Source organism: Agarivorans sp. Toyoura001 (genome assembly GCF_005405585.1).
Classification (GTDB): domain Bacteria; phylum Pseudomonadota; class Gammaproteobacteria; order Enterobacterales; family Celerinatantimonadaceae; genus Agarivorans.
This window is the reverse complement of record NZ_BJEQ01000005.1, coordinates 206541-229042: the sequence shown is the minus strand read 5'-3', so window position 1 is coordinate 229042 and position 22502 is coordinate 206541. Positions and strand designations below refer to the sequence as shown.

19 protein-coding genes and 1 pseudogene are annotated in these 22502 nt (G+C 45.2%); 8 read left to right on the top strand and 12 right to left on the bottom strand.

The genetic code is table 11. From position 1 onward, the window contains the following. Window positions 1–15 precede the first annotated feature (15 nt). From FFR00_RS09070 to FFR00_RS09055, 4 genes and pseudogenes are all read left to right on the top strand, one after another. Window positions 16–224, top strand: a pseudogene (locus FFR00_RS09070) (DUF2061 domain-containing protein). A gap of 126 nt (window positions 225–350) precedes the next feature. After that, window positions 351–752, top strand: a complete 402-nt coding sequence (locus FFR00_RS09065) for a hypothetical protein (protein WP_137673069.1) — start codon at window positions 351–353, stop codon at window positions 750–752. A gap of 83 nt (window positions 753–835) precedes the next feature. Next, window positions 836–1435 (top strand): hypothetical protein, encoded by a 600-nt coding sequence (locus FFR00_RS09060; RefSeq protein WP_137673068.1) that lies wholly within the window; start codon window positions 836–838, stop codon window positions 1433–1435. Then, window positions 1435–1875: a DUF411 domain-containing protein gene (locus FFR00_RS09055; protein WP_235836190.1), complete on the top strand. Its 441-nt coding sequence runs from the start codon at window positions 1435–1437 to the stop codon at window positions 1873–1875. The genes FFR00_RS09060 and FFR00_RS09055 overlap by 1 nt, the downstream gene beginning before the upstream one ends. A gap of 83 nt (window positions 1876–1958) precedes the next feature. Here FFR00_RS09055 and FFR00_RS09050 read toward each other — a convergent pair whose 3' ends face one another. Then, window positions 1959–2834, bottom strand: a complete 876-nt coding sequence (locus tag FFR00_RS09050; protein ID WP_137673067.1) for a radical SAM protein — start codon at window positions 2832–2834, stop codon at window positions 1959–1961. A gap of 225 nt (window positions 2835–3059) precedes the next feature. Beyond that, a complete protein-coding gene (locus FFR00_RS09045) occupies window positions 3060–3905 on the bottom strand; it encodes an enoyl-CoA hydratase/isomerase family protein (protein WP_137673066.1) in 846 nt (281 codons plus the stop codon). A gap of 314 nt (window positions 3906–4219) precedes the next feature. On the opposite strand from FFR00_RS09045, the gene FFR00_RS09040 reads away from it, so the two are divergent. The 4 genes from FFR00_RS09040 (at window position 4220) to FFR00_RS09025 (ending at window position 8649) form a co-directional block, all read left to right on the top strand. Next, the gene (locus FFR00_RS09040; protein ID WP_137673065.1) at window positions 4220–5209 is read left to right on the top strand and encodes a zinc-dependent alcohol dehydrogenase family protein; all 990 of its coding nucleotides are present in this window, start codon (window positions 4220–4222) and stop codon (window positions 5207–5209) included. Between the two features lie 88 nt (window positions 5210–5297). After that, window positions 5298–6671 carry an MATE family efflux transporter gene (locus tag FFR00_RS09035; RefSeq protein ID WP_137673064.1) on the top strand — a complete coding sequence of 458 codons (1374 nt, stop codon included), beginning with the start codon at window positions 5298–5300 and terminating at the stop codon, window positions 6669–6671. Window positions 6672–6675: 4 nt separating this feature from the next. Beyond that, on the top strand, window positions 6676–7605 hold the full coding sequence (locus tag FFR00_RS09030; RefSeq protein ID WP_137673063.1) for a LysR family transcriptional regulator: 930 nt from the start codon (window positions 6676–6678) through the stop codon (window positions 7603–7605). A gap of 156 nt (window positions 7606–7761) precedes the next feature. Beyond that, the gene (locus FFR00_RS09025) at window positions 7762–8649 is read left to right on the top strand and encodes a LysR family transcriptional regulator (protein WP_137673062.1); all 888 of its coding nucleotides are present in this window, start codon (window positions 7762–7764) and stop codon (window positions 8647–8649) included. 49 nt (window positions 8650–8698) lie between these two features. Here FFR00_RS09025 and FFR00_RS09020 read toward each other — a convergent pair whose 3' ends face one another. The 10 genes from FFR00_RS09020 to FFR00_RS08975 all read right to left on the bottom strand — a co-directional run bounded on the left by FFR00_RS09020 (window position 8699) and on the right by FFR00_RS08975 (window position 22475). Beyond that, window positions 8699–9163, bottom strand: a complete 465-nt coding sequence (locus FFR00_RS09020) for a nuclear transport factor 2 family protein (protein WP_161985131.1) — start codon at window positions 9161–9163, stop codon at window positions 8699–8701. 77 nt (window positions 9164–9240) lie between these two features. Then, window positions 9241–10254, bottom strand: coding sequence for a linear amide C-N hydrolase (locus FFR00_RS09015; protein ID WP_161985130.1), 1014 nt, complete (start codon window positions 10252–10254; stop codon window positions 9241–9243). Window positions 10255–10530: 276 nt separating this feature from the next. Beyond that, entirely contained in the window at window positions 10531–11607 is a 1077-nt protein-coding gene (locus FFR00_RS09010; protein ID WP_137673059.1) for a DUF3179 domain-containing (seleno)protein, read from the bottom strand. Window positions 11608–11931: 324 nt separating this feature from the next. Beyond that, window positions 11932–13248, bottom strand: coding sequence for a lysine N(6)-hydroxylase/L-ornithine N(5)-oxygenase family protein (locus tag FFR00_RS09005; RefSeq protein WP_137673058.1), 1317 nt, complete (start codon window positions 13246–13248; stop codon window positions 11932–11934). 9 nt (window positions 13249–13257) lie between these two features. After that, window positions 13258–16002 carry a GNAT family N-acetyltransferase gene (locus FFR00_RS09000; RefSeq protein ID WP_137673057.1) on the bottom strand — a complete coding sequence of 915 codons (2745 nt, stop codon included), beginning with the start codon at window positions 16000–16002 and terminating at the stop codon, window positions 13258–13260. After that, the gene (locus FFR00_RS08995; protein WP_137673056.1) at window positions 16002–16622 is read right to left on the bottom strand and encodes a nitroreductase; all 621 of its coding nucleotides are present in this window, start codon (window positions 16620–16622) and stop codon (window positions 16002–16004) included. Before FFR00_RS08995 ends, FFR00_RS09000 begins: the two co-directional genes overlap by 1 nt. After that, the gene (locus FFR00_RS08990) at window positions 16619–18538 is read right to left on the bottom strand and encodes an iron ABC transporter permease (RefSeq protein WP_137673055.1); all 1920 of its coding nucleotides are present in this window, start codon (window positions 18536–18538) and stop codon (window positions 16619–16621) included. The genes FFR00_RS08995 and FFR00_RS08990 overlap by 4 nt, the downstream gene beginning before the upstream one ends. Next, on the bottom strand, window positions 18531–19472 hold the full coding sequence (locus FFR00_RS08985; protein ID WP_137673054.1) for an iron-siderophore ABC transporter substrate-binding protein: 942 nt from the start codon (window positions 19470–19472) through the stop codon (window positions 18531–18533). Before FFR00_RS08985 ends, FFR00_RS08990 begins: the two co-directional genes overlap by 8 nt. After that, window positions 19469–20239, bottom strand: coding sequence for an ABC transporter ATP-binding protein (locus tag FFR00_RS08980; RefSeq protein ID WP_137673053.1), 771 nt, complete (start codon window positions 20237–20239; stop codon window positions 19469–19471). Before FFR00_RS08980 ends, FFR00_RS08985 begins: the two co-directional genes overlap by 4 nt. A gap of 10 nt (window positions 20240–20249) precedes the next feature. Beyond that, window positions 20250–22475, bottom strand: coding sequence for a TonB-dependent receptor (locus FFR00_RS08975; protein WP_137673052.1), 2226 nt, complete (start codon window positions 22473–22475; stop codon window positions 20250–20252). Window positions 22476–22502 lie beyond the last annotated feature (27 nt).

The following is a 22502-nucleotide window of genomic DNA, read 5'->3' as shown; positions in this document are numbered from 1 at the left end:
TTTACGGGAGTCCTTATGCAGTTATCTCAAGAGTTTCTTAAAACTATCAGTTTTGCCATTTTACATTTTAGTGTGCGTTCTCGGTGACCTATACCTTAACCGGAAGCGCTTTAATTGGTGGTGTGATTGCCCTTATTGAACCAGCGATAAACACAGTGGCTTTCTATTTTCATGAGAAGTTGTGGCAGCAATTTGACAAGAAGAAACTGGCGCAAATAAATTAATAAAAGTGGTGTTGGTAAACGGCTCTTATTGCACTCTGTTACCCGTTTGCAGAGTTGAGTCGCTTAGCTTGCAATTGTATAGGTGAGTGGGTATCGTCGCGTAGATTCAATCAATAACGTGGTGCTATGTTTACGCGCAGTATTCAAACTTGGCTAAGTTACTTTAGTTTGCTGGCATTTTTGCTAAGCGGCTTAAGTGCGAACGCAGCAATGCTTGAAATGTCCTTTATGCCTGCGCATAGCTCTCAGCAACAACTTGAATCCTCGACCCTTTCTCATCATTCAATGGTGGACTGCCATACTAGTCTTCTCAAAGGCTTTGACATTCGGCTGGGTGATAGTTCGACATCGTACACCATACCTAATAGCACCCATTGCTGCGGTGCTGCATGTGTTGTTCCGCCCTTAACTATCACTACCGCTTTACATGTTACCGAGTTAGCCAGTACTCGCTCGGTGCTACATTTGGAGCAACAACACGCTCCCTCAATAATTACCGACTCGCTCTACCGCCCTCCGATTCTATAAGTTTTGTTGTTTTTAAACACATCACCAACGCGGTGTTGTGGCTATCCCTATTGGGATCTTTTAAATAATAAATCGGAATAGATATGACAATTTTTGTGATTAGCTCAAGGCTAATTCAGGCATGGGCTAGAGGGTATAAACCCATCAACACAAAGCACCTACTAGTGCTACTTGTATCGTTTTGTCTAACGGCGATAGCTGACGAACATCTATACCAAACGGTAGGAGGCTATGGTTGCTCTGCTTGCCATGGTAAGTACGCAAATGGTGCTGGCAATGTGGGAGGCAATATTCGCGGGGCTAGTTTGCAACAACTCAATCAAGCTTTAGAGAATGAGCCCACTATGCAGTTGTTAGCCCGAGCGTTGAACGCGCAACAGCGCGTTTCGTTGAGCGATTATCTGCAGGCTCTAAAAGAGATGACGCTGATCGAGTGGAATGTTGCCGAAGGGGCTAAGCCTAGCCAAGTTCATTTGTTGCCTAATACGTCCCATCAATTGGTGATTAAAAATGACACCTTTAGTGAACTATTGCTTGATGTGAGTCTGTTAGGTGAACCGCAAGCTTTAAAAATTGCTCCCCTCGATACCCAAGCCGTTAGCTTTGTAACGCCTAAGCAAGCCGTAACCCTAAATGCTTTAAACAATCAGCTAACCTTAACTAATAAAGAACAAGAGAACTAATGATGAGATTAACTAGAAACCTCAGCCTGGTGCTGGCATTGCTTTTTAGCAATGCACTATTTGCTGCAACAACTATCGAACTCTATAAATCGCCTACTTGCGGATGCTGTAAAGAATGGGCTGCGATTATGGAACAGAAAGGGTATACCGTAAACGTTCACCATCAAAGTGATTGGACACCTATTAAAAAACAGTACGCAATGCCGGCGCAGTTACAATCTTGCCACAGCGCGGTAATAGACGGGTATTTGATTGAAGGGCATGTACCAGAAGCGGATATTGCCCGTTTACTAAAAGAGCGCCCAGCTAACATAAAAGGCTTGGCTGCTCCGGGGATGCCACAACATTCACCGGGTATGGCTAAACCAGGGCAAGCATATAAAGATTTTAAGGTGATTAGTTTTTCAGAAGAGGGACTTGGCTTGTATCAACAATATTAACTTGTGCTCTCAGTGATTCGTAGTCACAGCTAAGCGAAAAACGCTTTGCTTAGGCAAAGCGTTTTTTATCGACAGTTAAACTGCTACCACGCGAAGGTTTGAATAATGTTTTGCTTAGTCACAGGGTTGTAGGCAATGTTGTCATTCACTTTATCTAAGAAAGGCTGGCGTACTCCGGGAAACATCCCCCGCATTGGCGAAATGTTATTGCCATGGTCGCCCCAGTAATAGCAATTGAAGTCAGCTAAGTTTTCTAAAAGGTATTTTTCTTCTTCTAAAATTTGCAAAGGCGTCGGCAATATAAACTCACCGCGCGCTACTTCACGCTCTAGCTCAGAGCCAGGTTGAATCGCCAAAGCCATTGGCGCGATGGCATCCGGCTTAATAATGTTAAGTAAACAGGTGGTATTGATGGCGTGCTCTTTTGAGCGCTCTTTACCGCCCAAGCCAAAAATAAACGAGGCTAATACTTTAATGTTGGCTTCTCGCGCCAGTTCCATACCTTCTATTGCATGTTCGCGAGTCATCCGTTTTTGGATACGCTGCAATACAATTGGGTCGCCAGACTCTAAACCGGTATATGCCATATCCAAACCAGCAGATTTGATTTCTTTAAGCTCGGTAATGCTCTTACGGCGAAAATCATTAAAACCTGAGTAAAGCGAAATATTTTCAATTTCGGGAAAGGTCGTTTTGATTTTGTCCAATATGCTAACCAGCATTTCAGTGCGAATCGCCATCACGTTACCGTCAATCAAAAAGATTGATTTTACTCGTGGGTAAATAACTCTGGCTTCTTCAATATCGATGAAAATGTCGGCTAGTTCGCGCACTTTAAATCGTTTATCGTCAAACATCGTGCAAAACGTACATTGGTTGTTGCTGCAACCTAAGGTTGTTTGAATCAATACGCTCTCGGCCTCCATCCACGGGCGATAAATTTTACCTTGGTAATGCATAATAGCTCCTCAGCCATGCGTCTTTTGTTAGTGGTGAGCAGTGTAACAAGCAGCATTAGTGTTGATAATGAGCGCTGCAAGGGAATCAGTTTTAAGAAAAGTTTAATAATCAATTTGCCTTGAGTGAAACCATGTTCATGAGCGTTTAGTTGCACTATTAAAGTCTACAATGGCAAATGAAAAGGATCGCCATCGCGATCCTTTAAGCTAACTCTCTAGTTGTAACTAGTTGATGTCTTGAACATTCATTACCAGTTGATTCCAGTTTCGTTGATTTTCTATGTCGTGCTCAAGGCCTTGCTCGTCTGCCACGGTGAAGCGCTTAATCGCTGCAGTTTTGCTGGTGGCTTGGTATAGCCAATACGCTTCTGCTTTAAGCGCTTCGTCGATTGGTTTATCAATTGATTCATAGACGGCTTGTTTACAGGCGTTAATTGATTCAGCGGGGAAGCTGGCAATACGTTGCGCTAGATTATCTACGTATTCTCCAATTTCATCAGGTTCTAAAGCTTTGTTGATGGTGCCATAAGCTTCGGCTTCATCTGCGGTAAAGTCACGGGCACTAAGAATGATTTCCAAGGCGCGACCTAAACCTACTTGGCGCGCCATGCGAGAAGCGCCGCCGCCACAAGGCAAAATGCCCATCCCCACTTCCATTTGCATCAGTTTGTATTTGCCACGCGCGGCAAAGCGCATATCACACGCTAAGGCAAACTCATGGCCGCCGCCACGGGCAAAACCTTCTAATTTAGCAATGGTTGCTTGTGGTAGTTTGCTGATCCGCTCTAATACTACTTGCAGGTCGAGAAGGGTGACTTCATCTCGCGATACTGCTTCGGTAGACATATCCTTCAACAAATTTGTGTCGTAGTGACAGACCCATATCACTGGATTTGCCGATTGAAATACCACCACCTTTACCGTTCGGTCTCGTTCTAAGCGCAAGGCTAAGCCGTTTAAGTCGGCCAGCATTTCCTGCCCTTGTACATTTACGGTTCCAAAATCAAAGGTGACATACAAAATGCCACCTTGCTGCTCTGCGTTAAATGTTGTGTAACCCTGATAAGCCATAGTGTTCTTCCTTTTATTCATTTGTCTTGTGTGCTCACAACCTGCTGCGAGCACCTAGTCCAAATTCAAGGTATCAGTTGACACACCGCTCAACAATTAAGCAGATATAGAAACAGTGTTAAGCAAAATTTAAAGGTTATTTGAGTGTTTTGGTGTAGCTCTCGCAACGCATTGATTGCTTGCCTATCACTCAGTAAGGCTCTTCAAAGGATTATTAACGAAATCTTAAAACTCATTCTTTATTAAGCTGAATTATCATCTGTGACAAAGCTGAATACACTGCCTTCATTCCAACAATGTTTAGGGTAAAGTTTATGAAAGCAATGGTTGTTCGAGAGTTTGGTGGTGCTGAAGTGTTTGAAGCAGCAGAATTAGCAAAGCCACAAGTTACAGTAGGCAATGTTGTGGTTCGTATTGCCGCTTCCAGTGTTAATACTATTGACATGATGATTCGAGAAATGGGCGAAGGCTTGCCGTTTTCCCCTCCTGCGCCAGCTGTGTTGGGAATGGACTTTGCCGGCGTTATTGAAGAAGTCGGTGAAGGCGTAAGCGACTTTAATGTTGGTGATGAAGTCTACGGTTGTGCCGGTGGATTAGGCGACTTACCAGGCAGTTTAGCCCAGTACATATTGGCCGATGCTAAGTTAATCGCTCGCAAACCAAGCAACTTAAGCATGCGCGAAGCAGCAGCTATTCCGCTAGTGGGCATTACCGCTTTTGAAGGTTTGACTCGCGCTGGCATTAGCCAAGGCCAGAAGGTGTTAGTACACGGTGGCGCAGGCGGTGTAGGGCATTTAGCCGTGCAGTTAGCCCGTTTCTACGGTGCCGAAGTATATGCCACCGGCGCCGCGGGTGAGCAAGCTAAGCTGATAGAGAAGTTAGGCGCTACCGCGATTGATTTTGCAGCCGAGCCTGTGGCCGACTATGTATCTCGCTATACCCAAGGTGCGGGTTTTGATGTGGTGTATGACTCAGTGGGTGGTCCTAACTTAGTAAACTCGGTGGAAGCGGCTAAGTTAAATGGTCAAATCGCCACAACTCTAACCTTTTTAGAGCTAGACCTGTCGATGATTCACATGAAGGGATTGTCGCTACACGTAGTGTTTATGCTCATCCCAATGATTCATAACCAAGGTCGTGAAGCTCATGGTAAAACTTTAGCTGAGCTCGCTAAAATTATTGAACAAGGCGCGTTAACACCGGTATTAGGCGAAAAACGTTTTGCGCTAGATGAAGTCAGTGATGCTCACGCTTACTTATCTAGCGGTAAAGCCCTTGGTAAAGTGGTTGTAGATGTAGAATAAATTTTGCCATCGTTAATGGCTTACTCTGAGGTAAGCCATTTATCTCCTCGCTAGGAAGGCTTGTTTAGACCCCTTTGGGAACACTGCCATGTTAGCTGTATCACCAACATTAACTCTCATCATCAAAAAGACTCTGCCACTCAGCTTAGGCTTGTTTGCGGTAATGCTAGTGCAACTAGTGGACTCGGTATTCATTAGTCGCTTGGGCTTAAATGAATTAAGTGTTCACGGTATTACTCTGCCATTTCAAGCTGGCTTAATAGGTTTGCAAGTAGGCATTGGAGTCGCAGCAACATCGATTATTTCTCGCGCGGCAGGTGCTAAGCAACATGCTCAGGCTGGGGTTACCGCTAGCTTGGCTTTTATCTTTGGTTTGTTGTTTATTGCCCTTATTTGTTTGTTATTGATTGTGTTTACGAACAGCATCTTTGCTTCGTTTGTCGAGCGCGGGCCGGACGAGGCGCAATTTGAGTTGCTGTTAGCCATTTTCGCGGCTTATTGGCCGGTGTGGTTGTTAAGCGCTAGCACGGGAGCGGCGCTTTATTTGGCTACTTGTGTCTATCGGGCCAATGGCGATACCAAAACAACCGGAGCCATGTTTGTTCTGGCGAGTGTGATTAACTTGATTTTAGATCCATTGTTGATGTTCAGCTTGGATATGGGCATTCAGGGAGCGGCGATTGCCTCTACCTTAGGTTATGGCTTAAGTACCCTTGTTATGCTGCTGAAAGCCAAAAACAAAAATTGGTTTTACGCTATCCGTTTTAAGCCTGGAACGCTCAAGTGTTTTACTGCTCTTATCAATATGGCTATACCGACTACTGCTAATCAGCTTTTGCCTTCAGCGGGTGCTTTTGTAGGAATGATGCTGATAGCGCGGTTGGGCACAGAGGAGATCGCTTTTTGGAGTTTGCTTGCTCGCATTGAAAGCTTTTTGTTGGTATTTACCCTTGCGTTAACCATGTCGGTTCCGCCAATGATAGGACGTTATTTAGGAAAGGCGCAGCCAGAGAAAATAGCGCAAGTGGTCAGCGCGACAGCAAAGTTTGTATTGGTATATCATCTGCTGGTGGCGGTGATTCTGGCATTGGCCTCTCAACAACTGATTCCTACCTTGAGTCAAGATACGGGGATTCAGCTTTGGCTAAGCAGCGCTTTGTGGATCATCCCTTTTAGTTATGGAACCTTAGGTTTGTGCATGGTGGTAGCATCGATTTTTAACGCACTAGGTTTAGCTAAAATCGCGTTATTAGTATCATTCGCACGCTTGTTCGTACTGTATATTCCGGCCTTGCTGATAGGCACCTTAAGCGGTAGCGTATTGCAGGTAGTTATCGCTGCTACAGCCGCTAACTTTTTGGCGGGGGGATTCGCGTGGTATAAGCTAAGCACCTATATTAAAAGCAATCTTTCTGGCAATACCATTGTCAATCAACGCCAAGTAAGACTACTACCGAGCTAATGTAATGAACATAGAACACCTCAAACTGTTTGTGAGGCTAGCCTCCACCCATAATATTAGCCAAGCGGGCCAAGAATTAGGTTTGTCTCCACCGGTTGCTAGTATGCATATTAGCCGTCTTGAAGAGAGCTTAGGTGCGCGATTAGTACATAGAACGACCCGTAAGGTATCGCTTACCGAGGAAGGCGTCGCCTTTCTACCTCATGCTAAAGAGATACTGTTAAGAGTAGATGCAGGAAAAGCCTCTGTTGGCTCTGGCAGTGCTCTACCTCAAGGCGTGCTTCGAATCGCCGTGCCGTCTTCTTTTGGGCGAATGCATATCATTCCTGCCTTAAAAGAGTTTTTGGCGTTATACCCAGATTTGTCGGTGGATATTTCCTTAAGTGACAGTATGTTTGATTTAGTTGAAGGAGGTTTCGATGTATCTATTCGTAACGCCACATTGCATGACTCAAGCCTGATTGCGCGAAAACTGGCGGCGGATAAACGTATTATTTGTGCATCTCCTGAGTATTTAGCAAAACACGGCAAACCGGAAAATCCTGAGCAGTTAGTAAATCATCAATGTATAAAGCAAGCAGGTTTAGCCCATTGGAATTTTGCTACTACTAATGGTCCTTTTAACTTTAAGGTAAAAGGGCATATCCGCGTTGATAATGGAGAGGCCGTTCGCGACCTTTGTGCTGATGGAATGGGCTTGGCGAAGTGCGCAACTTGGATTGCTTATGAGCAGCTTAAGTCGGGTCAACTGGTGCAAGTATTGGAGGATTATCCGCTACTCGATAACGCCGCTATTTGGGCTGTTTACCCCAGCGCGACCTTGCTTGCACCTAAAGTAAGAGTGTTTATTGATTACTTTTTGCAATGCTTTGGCAGTCCGCCTTATTGGTGCGAAGATACTCAAGCAAGAGATACCCAGCCTGCAGACGCATAACTAAAAAGTCGTCATCCTCATTTCATGGACTCTATGTTCTCAGTAAAGAGCTGGGTAAGAGACTTTTTCACACCTTAACAAGTGCTTTTAGATAAAAGAAAACACCCTAAGGGTGTTTATGCTATAAATAAACAACTTACCTCCAAGAGCACTAAGATGAATTACTCACTGAGCCAACTTCAAGCCTTTGTTAGTACGGTGGAGTCAGGCAGCTTTAAGCAAGCTGGTATGCTGCTAAATAAGCGCCCGCAAGTTATTGCTAAGCTGGTGGGCGCTTTAGAAGATAGCTGTAACTTGAGCTTGTTTGAACGCAAAGTGCGCCAGCTAGTGATTACCGATGAAGGTAAAATATTGTTTCGGCTTGCTAAAAGAATTATGCAAGACGCCCAACAATTTGATAGCCAGCTAACGGCATTTGACCAAGCCTTGCCGAATGAGTTTAAGGTTGCCATTGATAACAGCTTAGTTTGCCAGCAAGTGACCGAATGTTACTTGGAAGTATTGAATCAAATTCCTACCATTGAATTAGAAGTGTTAAGCGGCGAAACCCTGCAAGTATTGGATTGGGTGAACGCAGGCGATGCAGATCTTGGTTTAGTATTTTCACCACTAGTTGAGCAAAGTGAGTTAGCTCAAATTGATGTCTTTCATTTTAGTATGGTAGAGGTGGCGGCTAAGCAGGTCGTTACTCAAGGCTGCGTTCTCAGCGAACAAGAGGTAGCAAAGCTTAGCCAAATAGTGCCTAAGTTTATTTATCAACTGGGTCACCAAGAGGTGTATGTATCCAGTGACCGAAATATCATCTCTAACAATGCGCAGGAAAGCATTGCTATGATGCTTGCTGGCACTGGTTGGTGTCGATTACCTTGTTATATTGTGCAGCCTTACTTAGATTCTGGAGACTTAAATGAGTTTTCTTTAGAGGGCGCTAATCGAATCATTTGGCATGGGTCGGTGATTCATAATAAGAACAAAGAACTGAGCATGGCTGGTGATATATTTTTGGAAAAAGCCATGGCACTGCAAGACCGGATTAGTCAGTAACGTACTTTAACACCTGCTAAAACAGGCCTGGCAGTTTAAGTTGTTATCTTTAGTTGGTTGCGGGGAATGACTGGTGAGAGTGCATGTTTAACCAGTGACCATTGACCTTTTTTAAGACAACGGTAATGACATAAGGGCCAGACTCTAGGGGGGGACCATTAACATCAAATTGGCTGTAATGCATGTCTGCTACATAAAGAGCAACAGTGTCAGATAACAGCGTTACTTGCTCTTTATGGGTTTTTAAGTGCTGTTTTACTACGCCATCAAAGGCTAAACCATACAAACCCAGCGTCTCTTGCTTTGACCAAAGAGGGTGGCCAGCCATTACGTAAGTGTGGTTATCAGGCGCTTTGCTAAACATTGCATCTACATCGGCGTTGCTCGCATGATCCCACATTTCATGCACTGCGGTTAATACTTCTGATTTACTATCGTTAGCAAAAGCGACACCCGGTGACGCCATAGTAAGTGCTAACAGCGCAAGACCAATTAAAAAGTTGATGATATTCATAGCTTGTTCTCTTGAGGTGATGGCCTGATAAAGGGCTTTGATGATTGAATGTAATCGACGACTTTTTGCGCGTGTAATTACTGCCATCGGTATTGTTGGTAATCTGCAGAGCCATAGATAGATGCAGCCTTGTACTCCACGGTGGAGAAATCTATTCGGTCCACATCAATTTTGCGAATGTTCATGTTGTCCATGGTGCGAAAGTAATAATCTTTTTTTTTTAGATCTACTACCGTGCCATAGCCAACCATCTGTGGGTTTTGATCTATCCAGCGCCAGTACAATGAGCCCTCTACAATTTCCATTGAGTTAACAATGGTCCAAGCTCGGTTCACTGCATCTAAATCAGTTTTTACTCGACGTAGATCTTCAACATAGTTCATTGAGACAGATTGCAAGAAGCGGTCGGTAGAGGTTTTATCAAAGCCTTTGAATGTTTTCTCAGATAGTTTTAGTTGGTAATCAGCCATGCGTACGCTGGCACCATCGGCATCAAAGACTTCCGCTGCAAGTTGCTCCATCTCTGCGTAGTTAGGGTCGTTGGTCATTGCACCTAAGTGGTTTTCAAAAATGCTTGGGTAACCACTGCCATCTAGGTACTCAATAACTATGGCGCGTTGGTTATCACGAATGGCGAAGTGCATTCCAACGGTTGAGCCATGCGCAACGGCAATAGTGGTGGTTTCTACTTTGGTTTTCTTCAATAGTGCAATGGCTTGTTCTACGCTTTTGGCATTTGCTAATACATGAGAGACCAGGCCCAAGTAATTTACGTCGCCTTCACCTTCTGCCACATATTTGCTTTCTATAAGGGCGAGTGATTCAACATTTAGGCCGTGCTCATTAAGGCCTGACGAAACCCATTCGGTGCTACCGTGTTGTATACCAATGTAGCCAATGCTTCCGTTAACGCCGTGCAAATCATAACCTCGTGGGAATACCGCTAGTCGTTCTTGCATGGTCATTGGTGCTTCCATAGAGCGTGCAACAAAGGCGTTCCCATTAGCTTCGAAAGTATTGTAAGAGCCTGCGTTGGCAGCCGTGGCAATTAACGCTGCAGTTGCAGTTGTTACAACAAATAGCTTTTTCATAACTGTTTCTCTTAGGGTGGAAAGCAATAAGTTTTTGTTCGGTCGCTGCATTTCAATGACACCATTATCAACATCCTTTAGAGTACTTGATAATCGTATTGGGCATCTTTAGGGTGTTTATGGTTGAGAAAAATAATTAACCAGTGTTGCGGCCAGTTGGCGAGTGGATAAAGCCGCCTAAGCCAAAAGCTTTGTGAATCAGCGGTGAAAATCGGATGGTGCTAAATAGAAAAGGCCGCATTAGCGGCCTTTGTAAGGATGTTTGTTGGTAGTCGCTTAGCTAAGTATTACTGTGTTTGGAAAAAACTGTGTCCAAATACCGTAGTGAACACCGTTATGGGTAGCCACTTGTTCACCTTGTTCATTGAGCAACTTAACAATCTCGCCATCACTAAATATCTGCAGGGTTTCACCACCTAACTCAAAGGTGAAGCCATTATTTTCATGGGCAAAGCTTGGGTCAATCGCAATTTGCTCTTGGCCGTTGTCGTATCCAAATATTTCTTGTTTCGGGTTGATTCTAGTATCAGCCAAGTTCAAGGTATCAAAGATAAAGTCTGGATTATCAATATTACGTTGGTCTTTCAGTGGTTGTTCAAATAAGCCAAGTAATACCTGGTCGATTAAACGCTCCATACCATAAACGTATACTTGTGCATCTGGGTATAAGGTTTTAGCCGTTTCCCATTCCATTTGGGTATTTGGGTGTACCGTAGTTTGATGTTCGGTAAATTCAGACTGCATAGTAATTTGCTGAATCGCGGTACCGTTATTAGTGTCTTTGAATACTAGGTTGTTATGCACTTGCCCCAATACTTGTAAGTTAGATTTACCTAAGCCGTAGTCTGTTTCTACTACCATTGGTAAGTTAGATAATCCACAATAGGTTACTGCGTACTCAACACCATCTTGTTCAAAACCAGCAACATGCGGAACTTGTAGGTGGTAACGAGGGAAGATAAAGGTTTCGCCTTTTAGCTCAACCACATAAACCCGTGAGTCTTCTTCTGGAATGAACATATCCGCATCTTCGGTTGAGAAGTACTGCGCGTTAAACTGCTCAGTAGGGAAAGCGGTGGGCATTGCATAAGACTGCGCCCAGAAAGTAAGCGCTACACCTGCAGTGGATAAGCCCATCCATACAGGTTTCCAAAACTTCCCTTTGCTATTTACCAACCAAAGTAGGGCTAAAGCCAATGCTTGTGCTGTCCAGTAATAAGGCATGTAGCGGAAATAGTGCAGCACTAAGTCTCTTGGTACGCCAATGGTTTGACCTGGCTCGGTCATTAATACCGCACAAAAAATAGCGAAGCTAGCCAGCAGCAGTGCATATAAGTTAAAAAATATCTTCATCGTTATCTCCTCAGAGCACCTGGTAAATTTGGTGCTATTGACGCTAGTGATTAACACAATCTTAAAGTTGTTAGGGCTAACCACGTTGTCGCTGTTCTCACTGTGCTTGTGAGCGATGGCGCTAACTAAGTGGCTATAAGTTGAGTGAATTTTGTCATGAAGATGATGAGAGAGTAAGCCGAGTGGCTGGAAAGCATTGTTCCACTAAATGGTTCAATAATGCAGACTCGTTATTTAAGTTTGATAGCCGTTCAGGCTTGGTTCGCGGTGTTTAGCTAAGTTCTTAGGGTCATAAAAGCACGGCAAACGCCGTGCTTTTTACTTTTAAACTGCGGCTTTTGCTTTAGGCTGAATAAGCACTTCTGGGCTCGATAGTCCCCAATCTACAATGGCTTCTTGCTGGTCTATTTCATAAAGGTTTTTGCCGCTGGCATGGTTAATAATTTTTGCAGCTCGCCAGGTGGCTAAGCTGAGTTGCGGCTCGGCAATACCGTGGCTATGAATGCCGGCATTCACCATGTAAATGCGGTTGTTGTTAGCTGCTGGCCATTTCACGCTAAAGTCAGGACAAAGCTCTGGCAAGCCTTGTGAATTTAGAGGGATTTGCGAAGCTAGTTTGCTTAAACAACTCGGCAGTGCACGGCGGTAACCGGTACATAATATCACTACGTCGGCGTTGATTTGAGTATTGTCGTGGGTGAGACCATGCTCCAAGTGTAATTTGTAGCCATTTTCGTTATGCGCCAGCGAAATCAGTGTTCGATTGGGCTGAATAGACCACCAGCTTGGATTATTAAGCACATAACGGTCGTGATAAAGGCGCTGGTAAATGCCTTGTAAGCAGTCGTTTGTAATTCCGTCACTGGTGAGTTTTTGGCGAGACACTTCACTGTTTTTGGTAGTTTGCGCTAGGTGATAAAATCCATCCACATAATCAGGCATAAAATACTGATCGGTAAAGCAGCTTTCATCTAATGCCTCAATATTTGAGCGGCGCGATATCCAGTTTATATCTGCTACTTCGCCGAAGGTTTTGTCGAACAAGTGCTGGAATACATCAGCACCGGTTTGTCCTCCGCCAATAATAGCCACACGCTTGCCCGTTAAATTGGGTTTTCTCAAGCCTAATTCGCTGGCATGAAAACAGGTATTGCTAATGTGGGGCTCACAAAAAGTAGGCACTTGTGGTTGCATACCAGTGCCAACGACCAAGTGTTTACTTTGGTAACTGTGTTCACTGGTTTCAATGGTAAAGACGTCGCCATTAAACTCAACCGACTGAACGTCTTGGTTAAAGCGTGTATTGTTTAAGCTGTGTGCTGCCCAGCTTAGGTAATGGGAAAATTCGATGCGTGAAATTACCGACTGGCCTGAGGCAATAAAGGGATAGAGCTTTTGTTGTTCTACCAAGTAATTTAAAAAACTATAGGGATTGGTGGGGTCAATGCCTGTCACTAAATCCTTCAAGTAGGAGGTTTGCATTTTTGCATCATTTAGTAACAGCCCAGGGTGCCAAGCAAAAGCCTTTTTACGTTCTAAAAAAAGCGTTGAAAGATCAGGCTTTGTGCTGGCTAAGGCAGCAATACTCAAGTTAAAAGGGCCAATACCAACGCCGAGTAAATCTACTGTTTGTGTGTTCATATTTAGTCCCTAAATGGCAAATTGATTAAAGAATCGCTGGCGGCTACATTGCAGTAATGCCGCCCGTTTGTGTGGAAAATCGAACTCAAATTGTTTCTCTAAACCAAGTCGTTCGGTAATGCTTACTACCCGGTGATTGTCGGCCCTTGGTTCGCCCATTACGTTGTTGGTTTTAGCTTCATCTAAAAAGCAGTACTGCAATATTGCGCAGCCCCAAGTGTCAAAATACACGCCGCCCCTAAAATTGAAGTTGCCCACTAAAATATGCACGCCACGGTCGTATTCTTGATAGCTATAATGAGGACCTAAGCGATCTTCTGCTGTCCAATACACTTCAAAATAGCCAAACGGTACCCCATCAAATTCGCCAATGACGGCATATTGATGTGGGTCTTTTTCCATTTTGCTTAAATACTCGTTATGGCTTTGTTTATCGCCTTCTAGCTCCCAAACCGGAAATATTTTGGGGTGGTTATGCCAACGATTAAAGCAGGTTAAATCTCGCTCTTTATCGATGACCCTAAAGGTGAGTTGGCGTTTTAAGTGGTAAAAGTAGCGGCTATATACCTGGCCACGAGGCCTTGCAGGACGAATCGGGTGCTTATTACCATTGTCGGCGCATATTAGCTCAGCACTTTTTGCGGTAGTTTGTTGTTCTCGCCATAGCGGCGCTAGCTGCAAAAATTGCTGCAACGTTAAGGCATTCAATTCGGATTGATTAACAGCGTGTTTGGCAGAGGCTGGGTAGTAGTCACACTTTAGGGCGTCGAGCTTAAGCTTGAATAGGCCATGTTCCGCAACACTCCACCATAACAAATCGTCTGTTTTGTATAGTGCGTTTAATGTGGAATCATCGCCATCAAACCGCAGCTGGCAGCAGTGTTGATGGTTTTCTATGGTGCCTCTCGCCAGCGTTTCGCCATTTTCTCTTACCGCAAACGTTATTGCGTTGTCAGGGAGTTGTTCATCTTCGAAACATAGCGTTCTGCCACCTGCGAGCTTTTTAAAGGTGAGCAACGGTGCCTTAGTTTGTTTAAAAGGGTTGTCGATAGAACAGTAGATTTTGCTAGGATCTTCTAGCGTGGCTTCATTGTGATTCGCCAAGAAGCAATAAAAATTACGTTTCCAATGTAAGCTTGGAGTGCTAAGTAAATACGTATAGAAAGAACCATCTTGAGGATGGCTTGCTTGCAACTCACTTATTTTATCCCGGCACAAATCCCATAATTTAGTTTCGCTGATCAAACCTGCGGCACCAATAGCGGCAAGGGTATTAAGTAGGCTGTTGCCGATTAAATAGTAGGCATGGTAGGGGTTTACCTGCTCAGCCTCCATAAAGTACTCGGGCCTTTCGTCGCCAAACTGTTGTTTAAACAAACTCATTGCTTGGCTGGTTAAACCAATACCTTGGCAATCTCTATACGCAGCGCCGCTAGGTAGGTTGTTTTCAATCTTAACAAGAATATTTTGTTGGTGGGCTAACAGCACAAATCCGTAGTCGGTGCGCGCAATACATAGCGGCTTAATCACCTTGTCCCAAAACGCCGACACCCATTTAAGCGAAGCGTGCTGGTAACATAATTGGTGTTGTTGTGCGTAGCTCTTAATCCAGTGAACAACTTTGGCATCTTTTTGCGCGCTGTTAACTTGGTTTACACTTGCCAAGCAAAACATGTTTTCAGTATTTAATTTACTGTTAGCAGCATGTGATTGATGGAATGGGTTTTCTCTAAAGCTAATCAGTGGTAGGTCTAATACTTCGCCGTTTATGCCAGTAACACTTGCCCATAAGGGTTCTTCTATAAAGTAGCTATCAGGCAAGCGCTGACGCAGCTCTTCACCCGCGGGGGTATTTAGTAAGCGACTGAACTGAATTCCTCGTTTGGCTTCTTTACTGGTGAGTAAGCGTAAGGAGTTGGTGAGTTTGACTGGCAGCGAGACCTTTAGCATCCAAGCTTGCTGGGGATGGTAAATAGCCCGACTAGATGATGTGGCTGTCCAGCCTGCAGATTCTATTCCTAGGTCTTTTACCACTTCGGCAAGGCTTAGCGCCTGTTCACTCGCACGCCAGGCTTTGGCTTGTAAAGGGTGCATAGGGAAGGGCACCCATTGTTTATCTTCTAGCTGATCTGCAGTGAATGTAGCGCCATTAGCTTGATTGGCCTGTTTTTCACAATTTCTGTAAAGCTGTTTTAGTTTGTCTGCTAAGTCTCCAACAAGGCTTTCGCCGACCAAGTGAGAGGAGTGAACCGCAAACCATTCAATGGCAAAATTGCTGGCAAACTCCGGCAAATATTGGGCTTGTTGTTGTTCACTTAGGGGCTCACAACTTTTTCCTGCAGGGTGCATGCTATGGCCGCCAGTCAAACTTTGCTCAGACAAAATAAACTGGTCTAAAGTAAGCTTAGAACGCTGGCTTAAAGCTTGTTCGGCTCGAGTAATATAATGATTAGAATCTTCGACACGCTGACGAAATAGCGCTTTTTCTTCTTTGCTTAGCTGAGAGTACAAACCCTCGACGATTAATTTTAATGCCACTTCAAATAAGATTCTTGTTTGTTGTTGAGCTTGATGTAACACCAGTTCACCGCTGTAGCGGTGACGCCAACTGGGCGATACATAACTCAACTTAATCTCTAGGCTAGAGCTTGCTGATAAGGGCAAAAATACTGAATTGCCTTCTAAATGCTTGTTAGCGGTTTCGGCCAGCAAACTGTTGAAAAATGACTGATGGCAAAGTGCGTGAGTCTTCATTACTGCTGTTCCTGTTTAACTGATTGAGTTGATCCCCAAGGGCTTACAGTAGCCGCGCCTTGCCACTCAACACTGAGCTCGGCCACGTTACTACGCGATTTAGTTCGTTTGGTGATTGGGCTGCCGATAACTAAAAATCCCACCGGGTGGTGCCTGTCTTGTAAACCTAACAAGTGCCTAACGTTAGGGAGTTCAACGGCGTCGGTGCTATACCATATGCCGCCGAACCCCAGCGCATCGGCCGACAGCAAAATCATTTGGCAGGCTGCTGCAGCCGAAAATATTTGGTCTTGTTTAGAAATGTGACTGTCTTCGGCAAGCTCGGCTGAAACCAACACTAAGCTGGGGGCTTGCTTTAAATAACTGGCTAAGCGTTTGGCGCGTTGTGGCTCTAAGCTCGCGTTGGCAGTTTGCCAAGCGGTTTGCAACAGTGAGATAAGTGCCTCAATATTTTGTTGATTAACCACTAAAAAATGCCAAGGCTTTAGTTTTCCATGATCGGGTGTGCTCATAGCCGCTTGCAGTATCTCTGTCATTTGTTGTGGCTTGGGCGCTGGTTGTTGCAGCTCATGAACGTGGTAAGACACTCGTTCATTTAAAAATTGGCTAATGGCATTCATGTACGTTTCCTGTAGCTAATCAGAAGTAGCAAAATAAAGTAGATAGACCCGATTACCGACACCATAAGGCCGGCAGGGATTTCGTTGGGCGCCATGAGTTCTCGGCCTAAGCTGTCGGCCCATATCAGCAATATTGCTCCAGTAATGCCCGAAGCAGGGATAAGGTGTTTATGGCGGTATAAACCTAAAAGGCGCGCGCAGTGCGGGGCAAGCAAACCTACAAAGCTAATGGAGCCAATGCTTGAAACACAAATGGCAGTGAGAAGGGCAGAAATAGCCAATAACAGTAGCCGTTGCTTTTGCAGCGCTACGCCTAAGGTTTTTGGCAATATTTCGCCCAATGGCATTAAGTCTAACTGTCGCAAAAGGGGCACAATGGTCAGTAAACTAAGGGTAGTAATGCTGGCGATGGGGATGATGCGTTCAAAAGTTGCCCCATAGGTGGTACCCGCTAACCACATCATAGTGACCGACGCGGTGGAGCTGCCAAAAGTGAGTAATATTTGGGTCGCAGTGCCAGCAAAGGCGGTAATCACAATGCCAAACAAGGCTAATTGAGATACGCTGAGTTGTTGTTTTAGTCCCCATGACAGCAAGGCCATTACCGCACTACCGCCTACTAACGCAGCTAGAGTAAGCTGCAATTGATTGGCGGCGGGGAAATATACCAATACGCAAGCAATCAGCAATACTGCCACAGCACTTACCCCTGATATATCGGGGCTCGCCATGGGATTTTTAAACAAGGTTTGCAGTAAAGTGCCAGCACACGCTAGACCAAAACCGCCCAAACCAGCCAACAATACCCGTTGGTTAATCCATACCGCGCCTATGTTTTGTGGCTTGGCTAAGCAAAAGTACAAACTAACAACTAACAAGCCACTGAGGGCGCCAATAACAAGGGCGGGGCTGGCGTGAATAAAGGGCTTTAAACCTAAGTGTTGAGTTTCTACCGCGGCTAAGGCCTTGCCAGAGCGTTGAAACAATAAAAACACAAAGTAAGGTGCACCTAACAGCGCTGTAAATGCACCAGTGGGTAAGCGATAGCCCAAGAACAACAAACTTCGTGAACACCACTCGGCGGCTAATACCAGCGCTGCACCAATAACAATGGTTATAAACCACTGCAGGGCGATATTGTTGGCCCCTTTGCTAAGCCTTAATACCAAACGTGTTAGATGCGGAGCCATTAAACCCACAAAACCTATCATGCCAACAATAGACGTGGCCAAAGCTGCTTGGCTAATGGCTAGTAGCAATATTGTCCAACGCCAAGGTTTTATGGCAAGGCCTAAAGCGGCTGCATGAGTATCACCCAATAAGAATAACGCTAGCTTAGGCAGTACCACTACACTCAGTAATAAACACACCAACATCGGTAGGGCCGTTTGTTCTAACACCAGAGTATTGGTTTGTAATACCTGACCACTTCCCCAAAGAAATAATCCGTCGGTTTGGTTTTCAAAGTAGAGCATAAACAACGACGATAGCGCTCCGGCACTTAAGCCTAAGGCCATGCCAATTAACACCACTGGTAGCTTACCGCCGCCAATCAGTTGGCTAACTGCTAGCACTGCTAACGAGAGCACAAATCCGCCGATTAACGCACCTAACCATACTAAATTAAGACTTGCCTCGGGCAATAATACGCGGGTTAGCACCGCGCCGAGCAGCGCGCCAGCGGCTATGCCCAAGGTAGAGGGAGAGGCGAAATCATTATCTAAGCTGGTTTGAATTAAAAAGCCTGAGCTGGCGAGCAGGGCGCCGGTAAATAAAGACATAAAGGCGGTAGGTAGCCAAATATTGTTTAGCATGGCTTGCGCCAATTCTTGGTTGGCTATCTCTGGCCTACTTAAGTAATAGGCAGCCATCAGCAACAGTAAGACCATTAGGCTAGAAGAGATGGATTTAACCACGGTTATTCTCCTGCCAGTTGAGTAATGACTGGGCGAATGCTTCGGCCATTTTTAGTGAAGAAAGCGGGCCGCCAAAGCTAAACAAAGGCTCAACTTCAGAGAATTGCTTCTGTGCAACAAATGGCAATAGAGGCCATACCGGAGATAACATCATTCGTTCACCGTCGACTTGATTGCCGGCCAACAATAAATGGCTGCTGCTAAGCCTTGGCAGTTGCTCTAGTTGTAAGTGAATAAAATCTTTACCAGGTAAGCCTTGTTGCCATGCGTAGCGCAGCCCTAGCTCTTGGCTAATCGCGCCAGCTAAGCTCTTATCGGTAAACACGCGCAAGCCATATCCCATGCCCACAAACTTGGCATAGGCCACTGCTTTATTGCTTAAACCCTGGGCGGCAATGCTTTGTTTTAACTCAGCTAATCGCGTGTTTAAGCGCGCCAATACCGCACTTGCTTGATCCGTTTTATTTACTGCTTTAGCAATGCCACTGAATACCCGCTGGGATTGCTTAAAGTAACTAAAGGTTTGTTGGTCAGCGCTAGGGAATTGTTGATACAACAAAGTTGGGGCAATTTGCTCTAAGGCGTCTAATATTCGGCGGTGGCGAAACTCGTAACCAATAATTAGATCTGGCTTTAAGCGCGCAATAGTTGCGAGATCAGGTTCTTGGCGACGACCAATTTCAGTGACCGATTCGGGCAACCTTGGGTGGTTAGTTTGCCACTTTTGGTAGCCCTTGGTGAGGGTTAAACCAACCGGCACGACGTCGAGCGTTAGCAACATTTCTGCGGCAGACCAGTTCAGTGCGATAACCCGTTGAGCAGGCTGTATTAAACTTACGCAATTGCTTAAACACACCTCAGTAACTTGGGCAAAGCTTGGTGGAGAAAGAATCAGCATGAGCATAGCCGCTAAAGCTTTTGGAAAACGTCTCATTGCTGTTGCTCCGGCCACAAAACCTGTTGTGAGCCAATTTGGTGGGAAGTTACCGGGGTCTGATACACCTCGCTAACGTCTTTGGCATTGATCACTGAACGGGCGTCACCACTGCTCACAATGTGCCCGTGATTAATCAACATAGCTTGGTCACTAAATTGGGCGGCCTGGTTTAAGTCATGCAATACCCACACTATGGTTTTGTTGTATTGTTGATTTAAGCGCTGAACGATCTTTAGCAAACCTAGCTGATGAGAAATGTCTAGCCACGAAGTGGGTTCATCGAGCATTAACACCTCGGTATCTTGGGCAAGAACCATCGCCAGCCAAGTGCGTTGTAACTCTCCTCCTGATAGATCAGTAAGCAACTGCGATGCATACTGTTTTACGCCTGTTTCCTGCATCGCCCAGTCGATAATCTGCTTATCGTCATTTGAAATGTTTTTATACCAAGGTCGATGAGGGTGGCGCCCAAAACAAACCAAGTCAGCCACATTCAAAGTGGCGGGCACTGGGTTTCGTTGCGGTAGCAAAGCAAGCTGTTTGGCCAGCTGTGCCCGACTAATGCTTGAGAGCGGCTGTTGCGCAAAATTTACGTCACCAGCGCTGGGCTTTACCAAGCCAGCCAATACCGACAACAAGCTGCTTTTGCCTGAACCGTTAGGGCCAATCAGCGCGGTAACCGCGCCTTTGGCAATCTTTCCGCTCATATCATTGAGGATGGTATTTCCCCCCAATTGGAGGGAAATATGATTAAAAGTAAACAAAGACTATCCTCTAAAATTCAGCGTTGTAGCTAAGTGCGTAGGTTCGGCCTTGGCCTTTAAAGCTAAACAATTCAGGGGCTGATATGCTGCTATAAAGGATCTGCGCACGTTGCGACCACAGGGTTTCATAATCTTTGTTGAACAGGTTTTGAATACCGAAGTTAACTCGGCCAATTGGCAGTGCGTAGTAGGCGCTGAGGTTAGCCAGTGAATAGCCCTTAAGCTCGCCGCCATTGTCGTCACTGTAGTCAGCCAATGTTTGCCATTGCAGTTCGGCGCCGTAGTTCAAATTGTCGTAGCCACCCCGTAGCACCGCATTTGAGGGGCTAGTTTCTTCTGCCGCTAACGCAGACCAAGAACCATCGGATTTAGTTTGGCTTTTAATTAGATGGGCTTGAACGCCACCGTACCAGTCTTCGGTAAACGAATAATTGGCTTGTCCTTCTAAGCCATAAATTCGGCGTTCATCGTCATTCACCACTACTGCTAAATTGCTTCGGTCGTAGGAGGTGGTTTTATCTGATAGCGAGTAATAGGCGGCTAATTGAACGTCGTAATCGGCTTGTGCAATTCGCCAACCAAACTCTAGCGAGTTAGTTTTTACTCCTTCCAAGCGATTGTCGGCAACGTTAATGCTGTCTACTAAGGTTGGGCCATCTCCATAAGTGCCATTGTAAGTGCCGTTACCGTAATATTTGGCGGGGTCGGGTAGGTTAAAACCTTGGCTAAAGTTGGCCCACAATTGTTGTTGCTCGGTAATTCGGTAAATAGCACCTAGGTTGAACAGCAATTCGCTGTAGTCTGTTTTGCCGCCTTCAATGGCATCTGGCGAAGCACCACCATAAGCACCAATGCCAGCAAGGTGCTGCTGCAATACACCAACGTTGTCGCCGACTTCGTGTTCAATGTATTGGTAGCGCAAGCCACCAGATATCGCCCAATCTTGGTTTATCTCCCAGTTGGCTTGACCAAAAGCTGACAGCTTTTGGGTATCAATATCTGGGTAGCGTTGCAGGGTTTGCACTTGTTTAAAGTTCATGCCGCCAGAGGATAGGGCGGTATTGGTGTCGTAGACTTTTTGCTTGGCAGAAAACGATTCTGATTCGGCATCTATACCGTAATTTATTTCTAAGCTATCTATGTTCTTAATGAAAAGAATTTTGCCGCCAAATACATCGGTTTCTTGTAACGATGCGCCGTATAGCGGGTAGCTATTGCCGGGAAGCGGAGACCCTGTTACACGATAAATTGATGGGAAAGGGTAAAACTGCATCGACTCACTACGGTAATAGGCCTGTGCTAACATGGTTTGGTTTAGCAAGTTGTCATGACGATATTGAGCGTTTACCAATACGCGCTCGGTGGCTGGTTGCTCTTCTAATTGCAGGCTCTTTTGAATGCTAATGAGTTCAGGTGCGCCAAAAATACCCGCTAAGTTAGGTCCTAGATAAGTACCGTATTCGGTATCCTGCTCGCTGTTGTAATATTGCCCCGTTAGCGATAAGAGTTGCTCATTGGTAGGTTCAAATTCAACATTACCCATAATGTCGATACTTTGATTAAACTGTAAATCGGTTTGGGTGATATCAGGCAAAATCATTTGCCCATCGGCATCATAAGCTGCGCCGCGACCTTCATAGGCGGCAGATAAGCGGCCACGTAGTTTGTCACTGCCACCAGATACCGCTAACGCGACATTCTTATTAAGATCTTCACTGCTGTTAAAACCAGAAGAAGCACCTACTTTTAGTTCTACCTTGGTCTCGTTTGCGGTGGCCTTTTTGGTGATGATGTTAATGATGCCGCCCGCCGCGCCAGCACCATAAATAGAGGTAGCGCCAGATAACACTTCAACATGGGCAATGTTGAAAGGATTAATACTGTCTAGCTGGCGGCTAATAGCGCGAGTAGAGTTTAACGATACGCCATCAATCATTACTAAGGCCGAACGACCACGAAGGTTTTGGCCAAAGTTAGTCCGACCTTCATTACCAAAATCAAAACTAGGGATTAAACGGCCTAGTGCCGTTTTTAAATCTGCACCGGTGTTAATTTCACGTTCGATTTGTTCTGGGTCTATTACCCACATAGTGGCGGCAATATCTGAAATAGTGGTATCTACCCGGTTTGCTGTAACCACTACCGTATCTAAAGTAGTGTTGGCGTAGCTAAAGCCAGCAAATAACACCAAAGCTATGGGCGTTAGTGTTGTGTTTAAAGTGCTAAGTTTGTTCATTATCTTCCTTGAACCGTAGTGATTATT

Excerpts from the sequence above, each read along its gene's own strand:
- FFR00_RS09050 (WP_137673067.1), bottom strand. The coding sequence starts at position 2,834 with ATGCATTACCAAGGTAAAATTTATCGCCCGTGGATGGAGGCCGAGAGC.
- FFR00_RS09015 (WP_161985130.1), bottom strand. The coding sequence starts at position 10,254 with ATGAAAAAGCTATTTGTTGTAACAACTGCAACTGCAGCGTTAATTGCC.
- FFR00_RS09000 (WP_137673057.1), bottom strand. The coding sequence starts at position 16,002 with ATGAAGACTCACGCACTTTGCCATCAGTCATTTTTCAACAGTTTGCTG.
- FFR00_RS09010 (WP_137673059.1), bottom strand. The coding sequence starts at position 11,607 with ATGAAGATATTTTTTAACTTATATGCACTGCTGCTGGCTAGCTTCGCT.
- FFR00_RS09035 (WP_137673064.1), top strand. The coding sequence starts at position 5,298 with ATGTTAGCTGTATCACCAACATTAACTCTCATCATCAAAAAGACTCTG.
- FFR00_RS09025 (WP_137673062.1), top strand. The coding sequence starts at position 7,762 with ATGAATTACTCACTGAGCCAACTTCAAGCCTTTGTTAGTACGGTGGAG.
- FFR00_RS09020 (WP_161985131.1), bottom strand. The coding sequence starts at position 9,163 with ATGAATATCATCAACTTTTTAATTGGTCTTGCGCTGTTAGCACTTACT.
- FFR00_RS09040 (WP_137673065.1), top strand. The coding sequence starts at position 4,220 with ATGAAAGCAATGGTTGTTCGAGAGTTTGGTGGTGCTGAAGTGTTTGAA.
- FFR00_RS09060 (WP_137673068.1), top strand. The coding sequence starts at position 836 with ATGACAATTTTTGTGATTAGCTCAAGGCTAATTCAGGCATGGGCTAGA.
- FFR00_RS09005 (WP_137673058.1), bottom strand. The coding sequence starts at position 13,248 with ATGAACACACAAACAGTAGATTTACTCGGCGTTGGTATTGGCCCTTTT.
- FFR00_RS09065 (WP_137673069.1), top strand. The coding sequence starts at position 351 with ATGTTTACGCGCAGTATTCAAACTTGGCTAAGTTACTTTAGTTTGCTG.
- FFR00_RS08985 (WP_137673054.1), bottom strand. The coding sequence starts at position 19,472 with ATGAGACGTTTTCCAAAAGCTTTAGCGGCTATGCTCATGCTGATTCTT.
- FFR00_RS09055 (WP_235836190.1), top strand. The coding sequence starts at position 1,435 with ATGATGAGATTAACTAGAAACCTCAGCCTGGTGCTGGCATTGCTTTTT.
- FFR00_RS08975 (WP_137673052.1), bottom strand. The coding sequence starts at position 22,475 with ATGAACAAACTTAGCACTTTAAACACAACACTAACGCCCATAGCTTTG.
- FFR00_RS08995 (WP_137673056.1), bottom strand. The coding sequence starts at position 16,622 with ATGAATGCCATTAGCCAATTTTTAAATGAACGAGTGTCTTACCACGTT.
- FFR00_RS09030 (WP_137673063.1), top strand. The coding sequence starts at position 6,676 with ATGAACATAGAACACCTCAAACTGTTTGTGAGGCTAGCCTCCACCCAT.
- FFR00_RS09045 (WP_137673066.1), bottom strand. The coding sequence starts at position 3,905 with ATGGCTTATCAGGGTTACACAACATTTAACGCAGAGCAGCAAGGTGGC.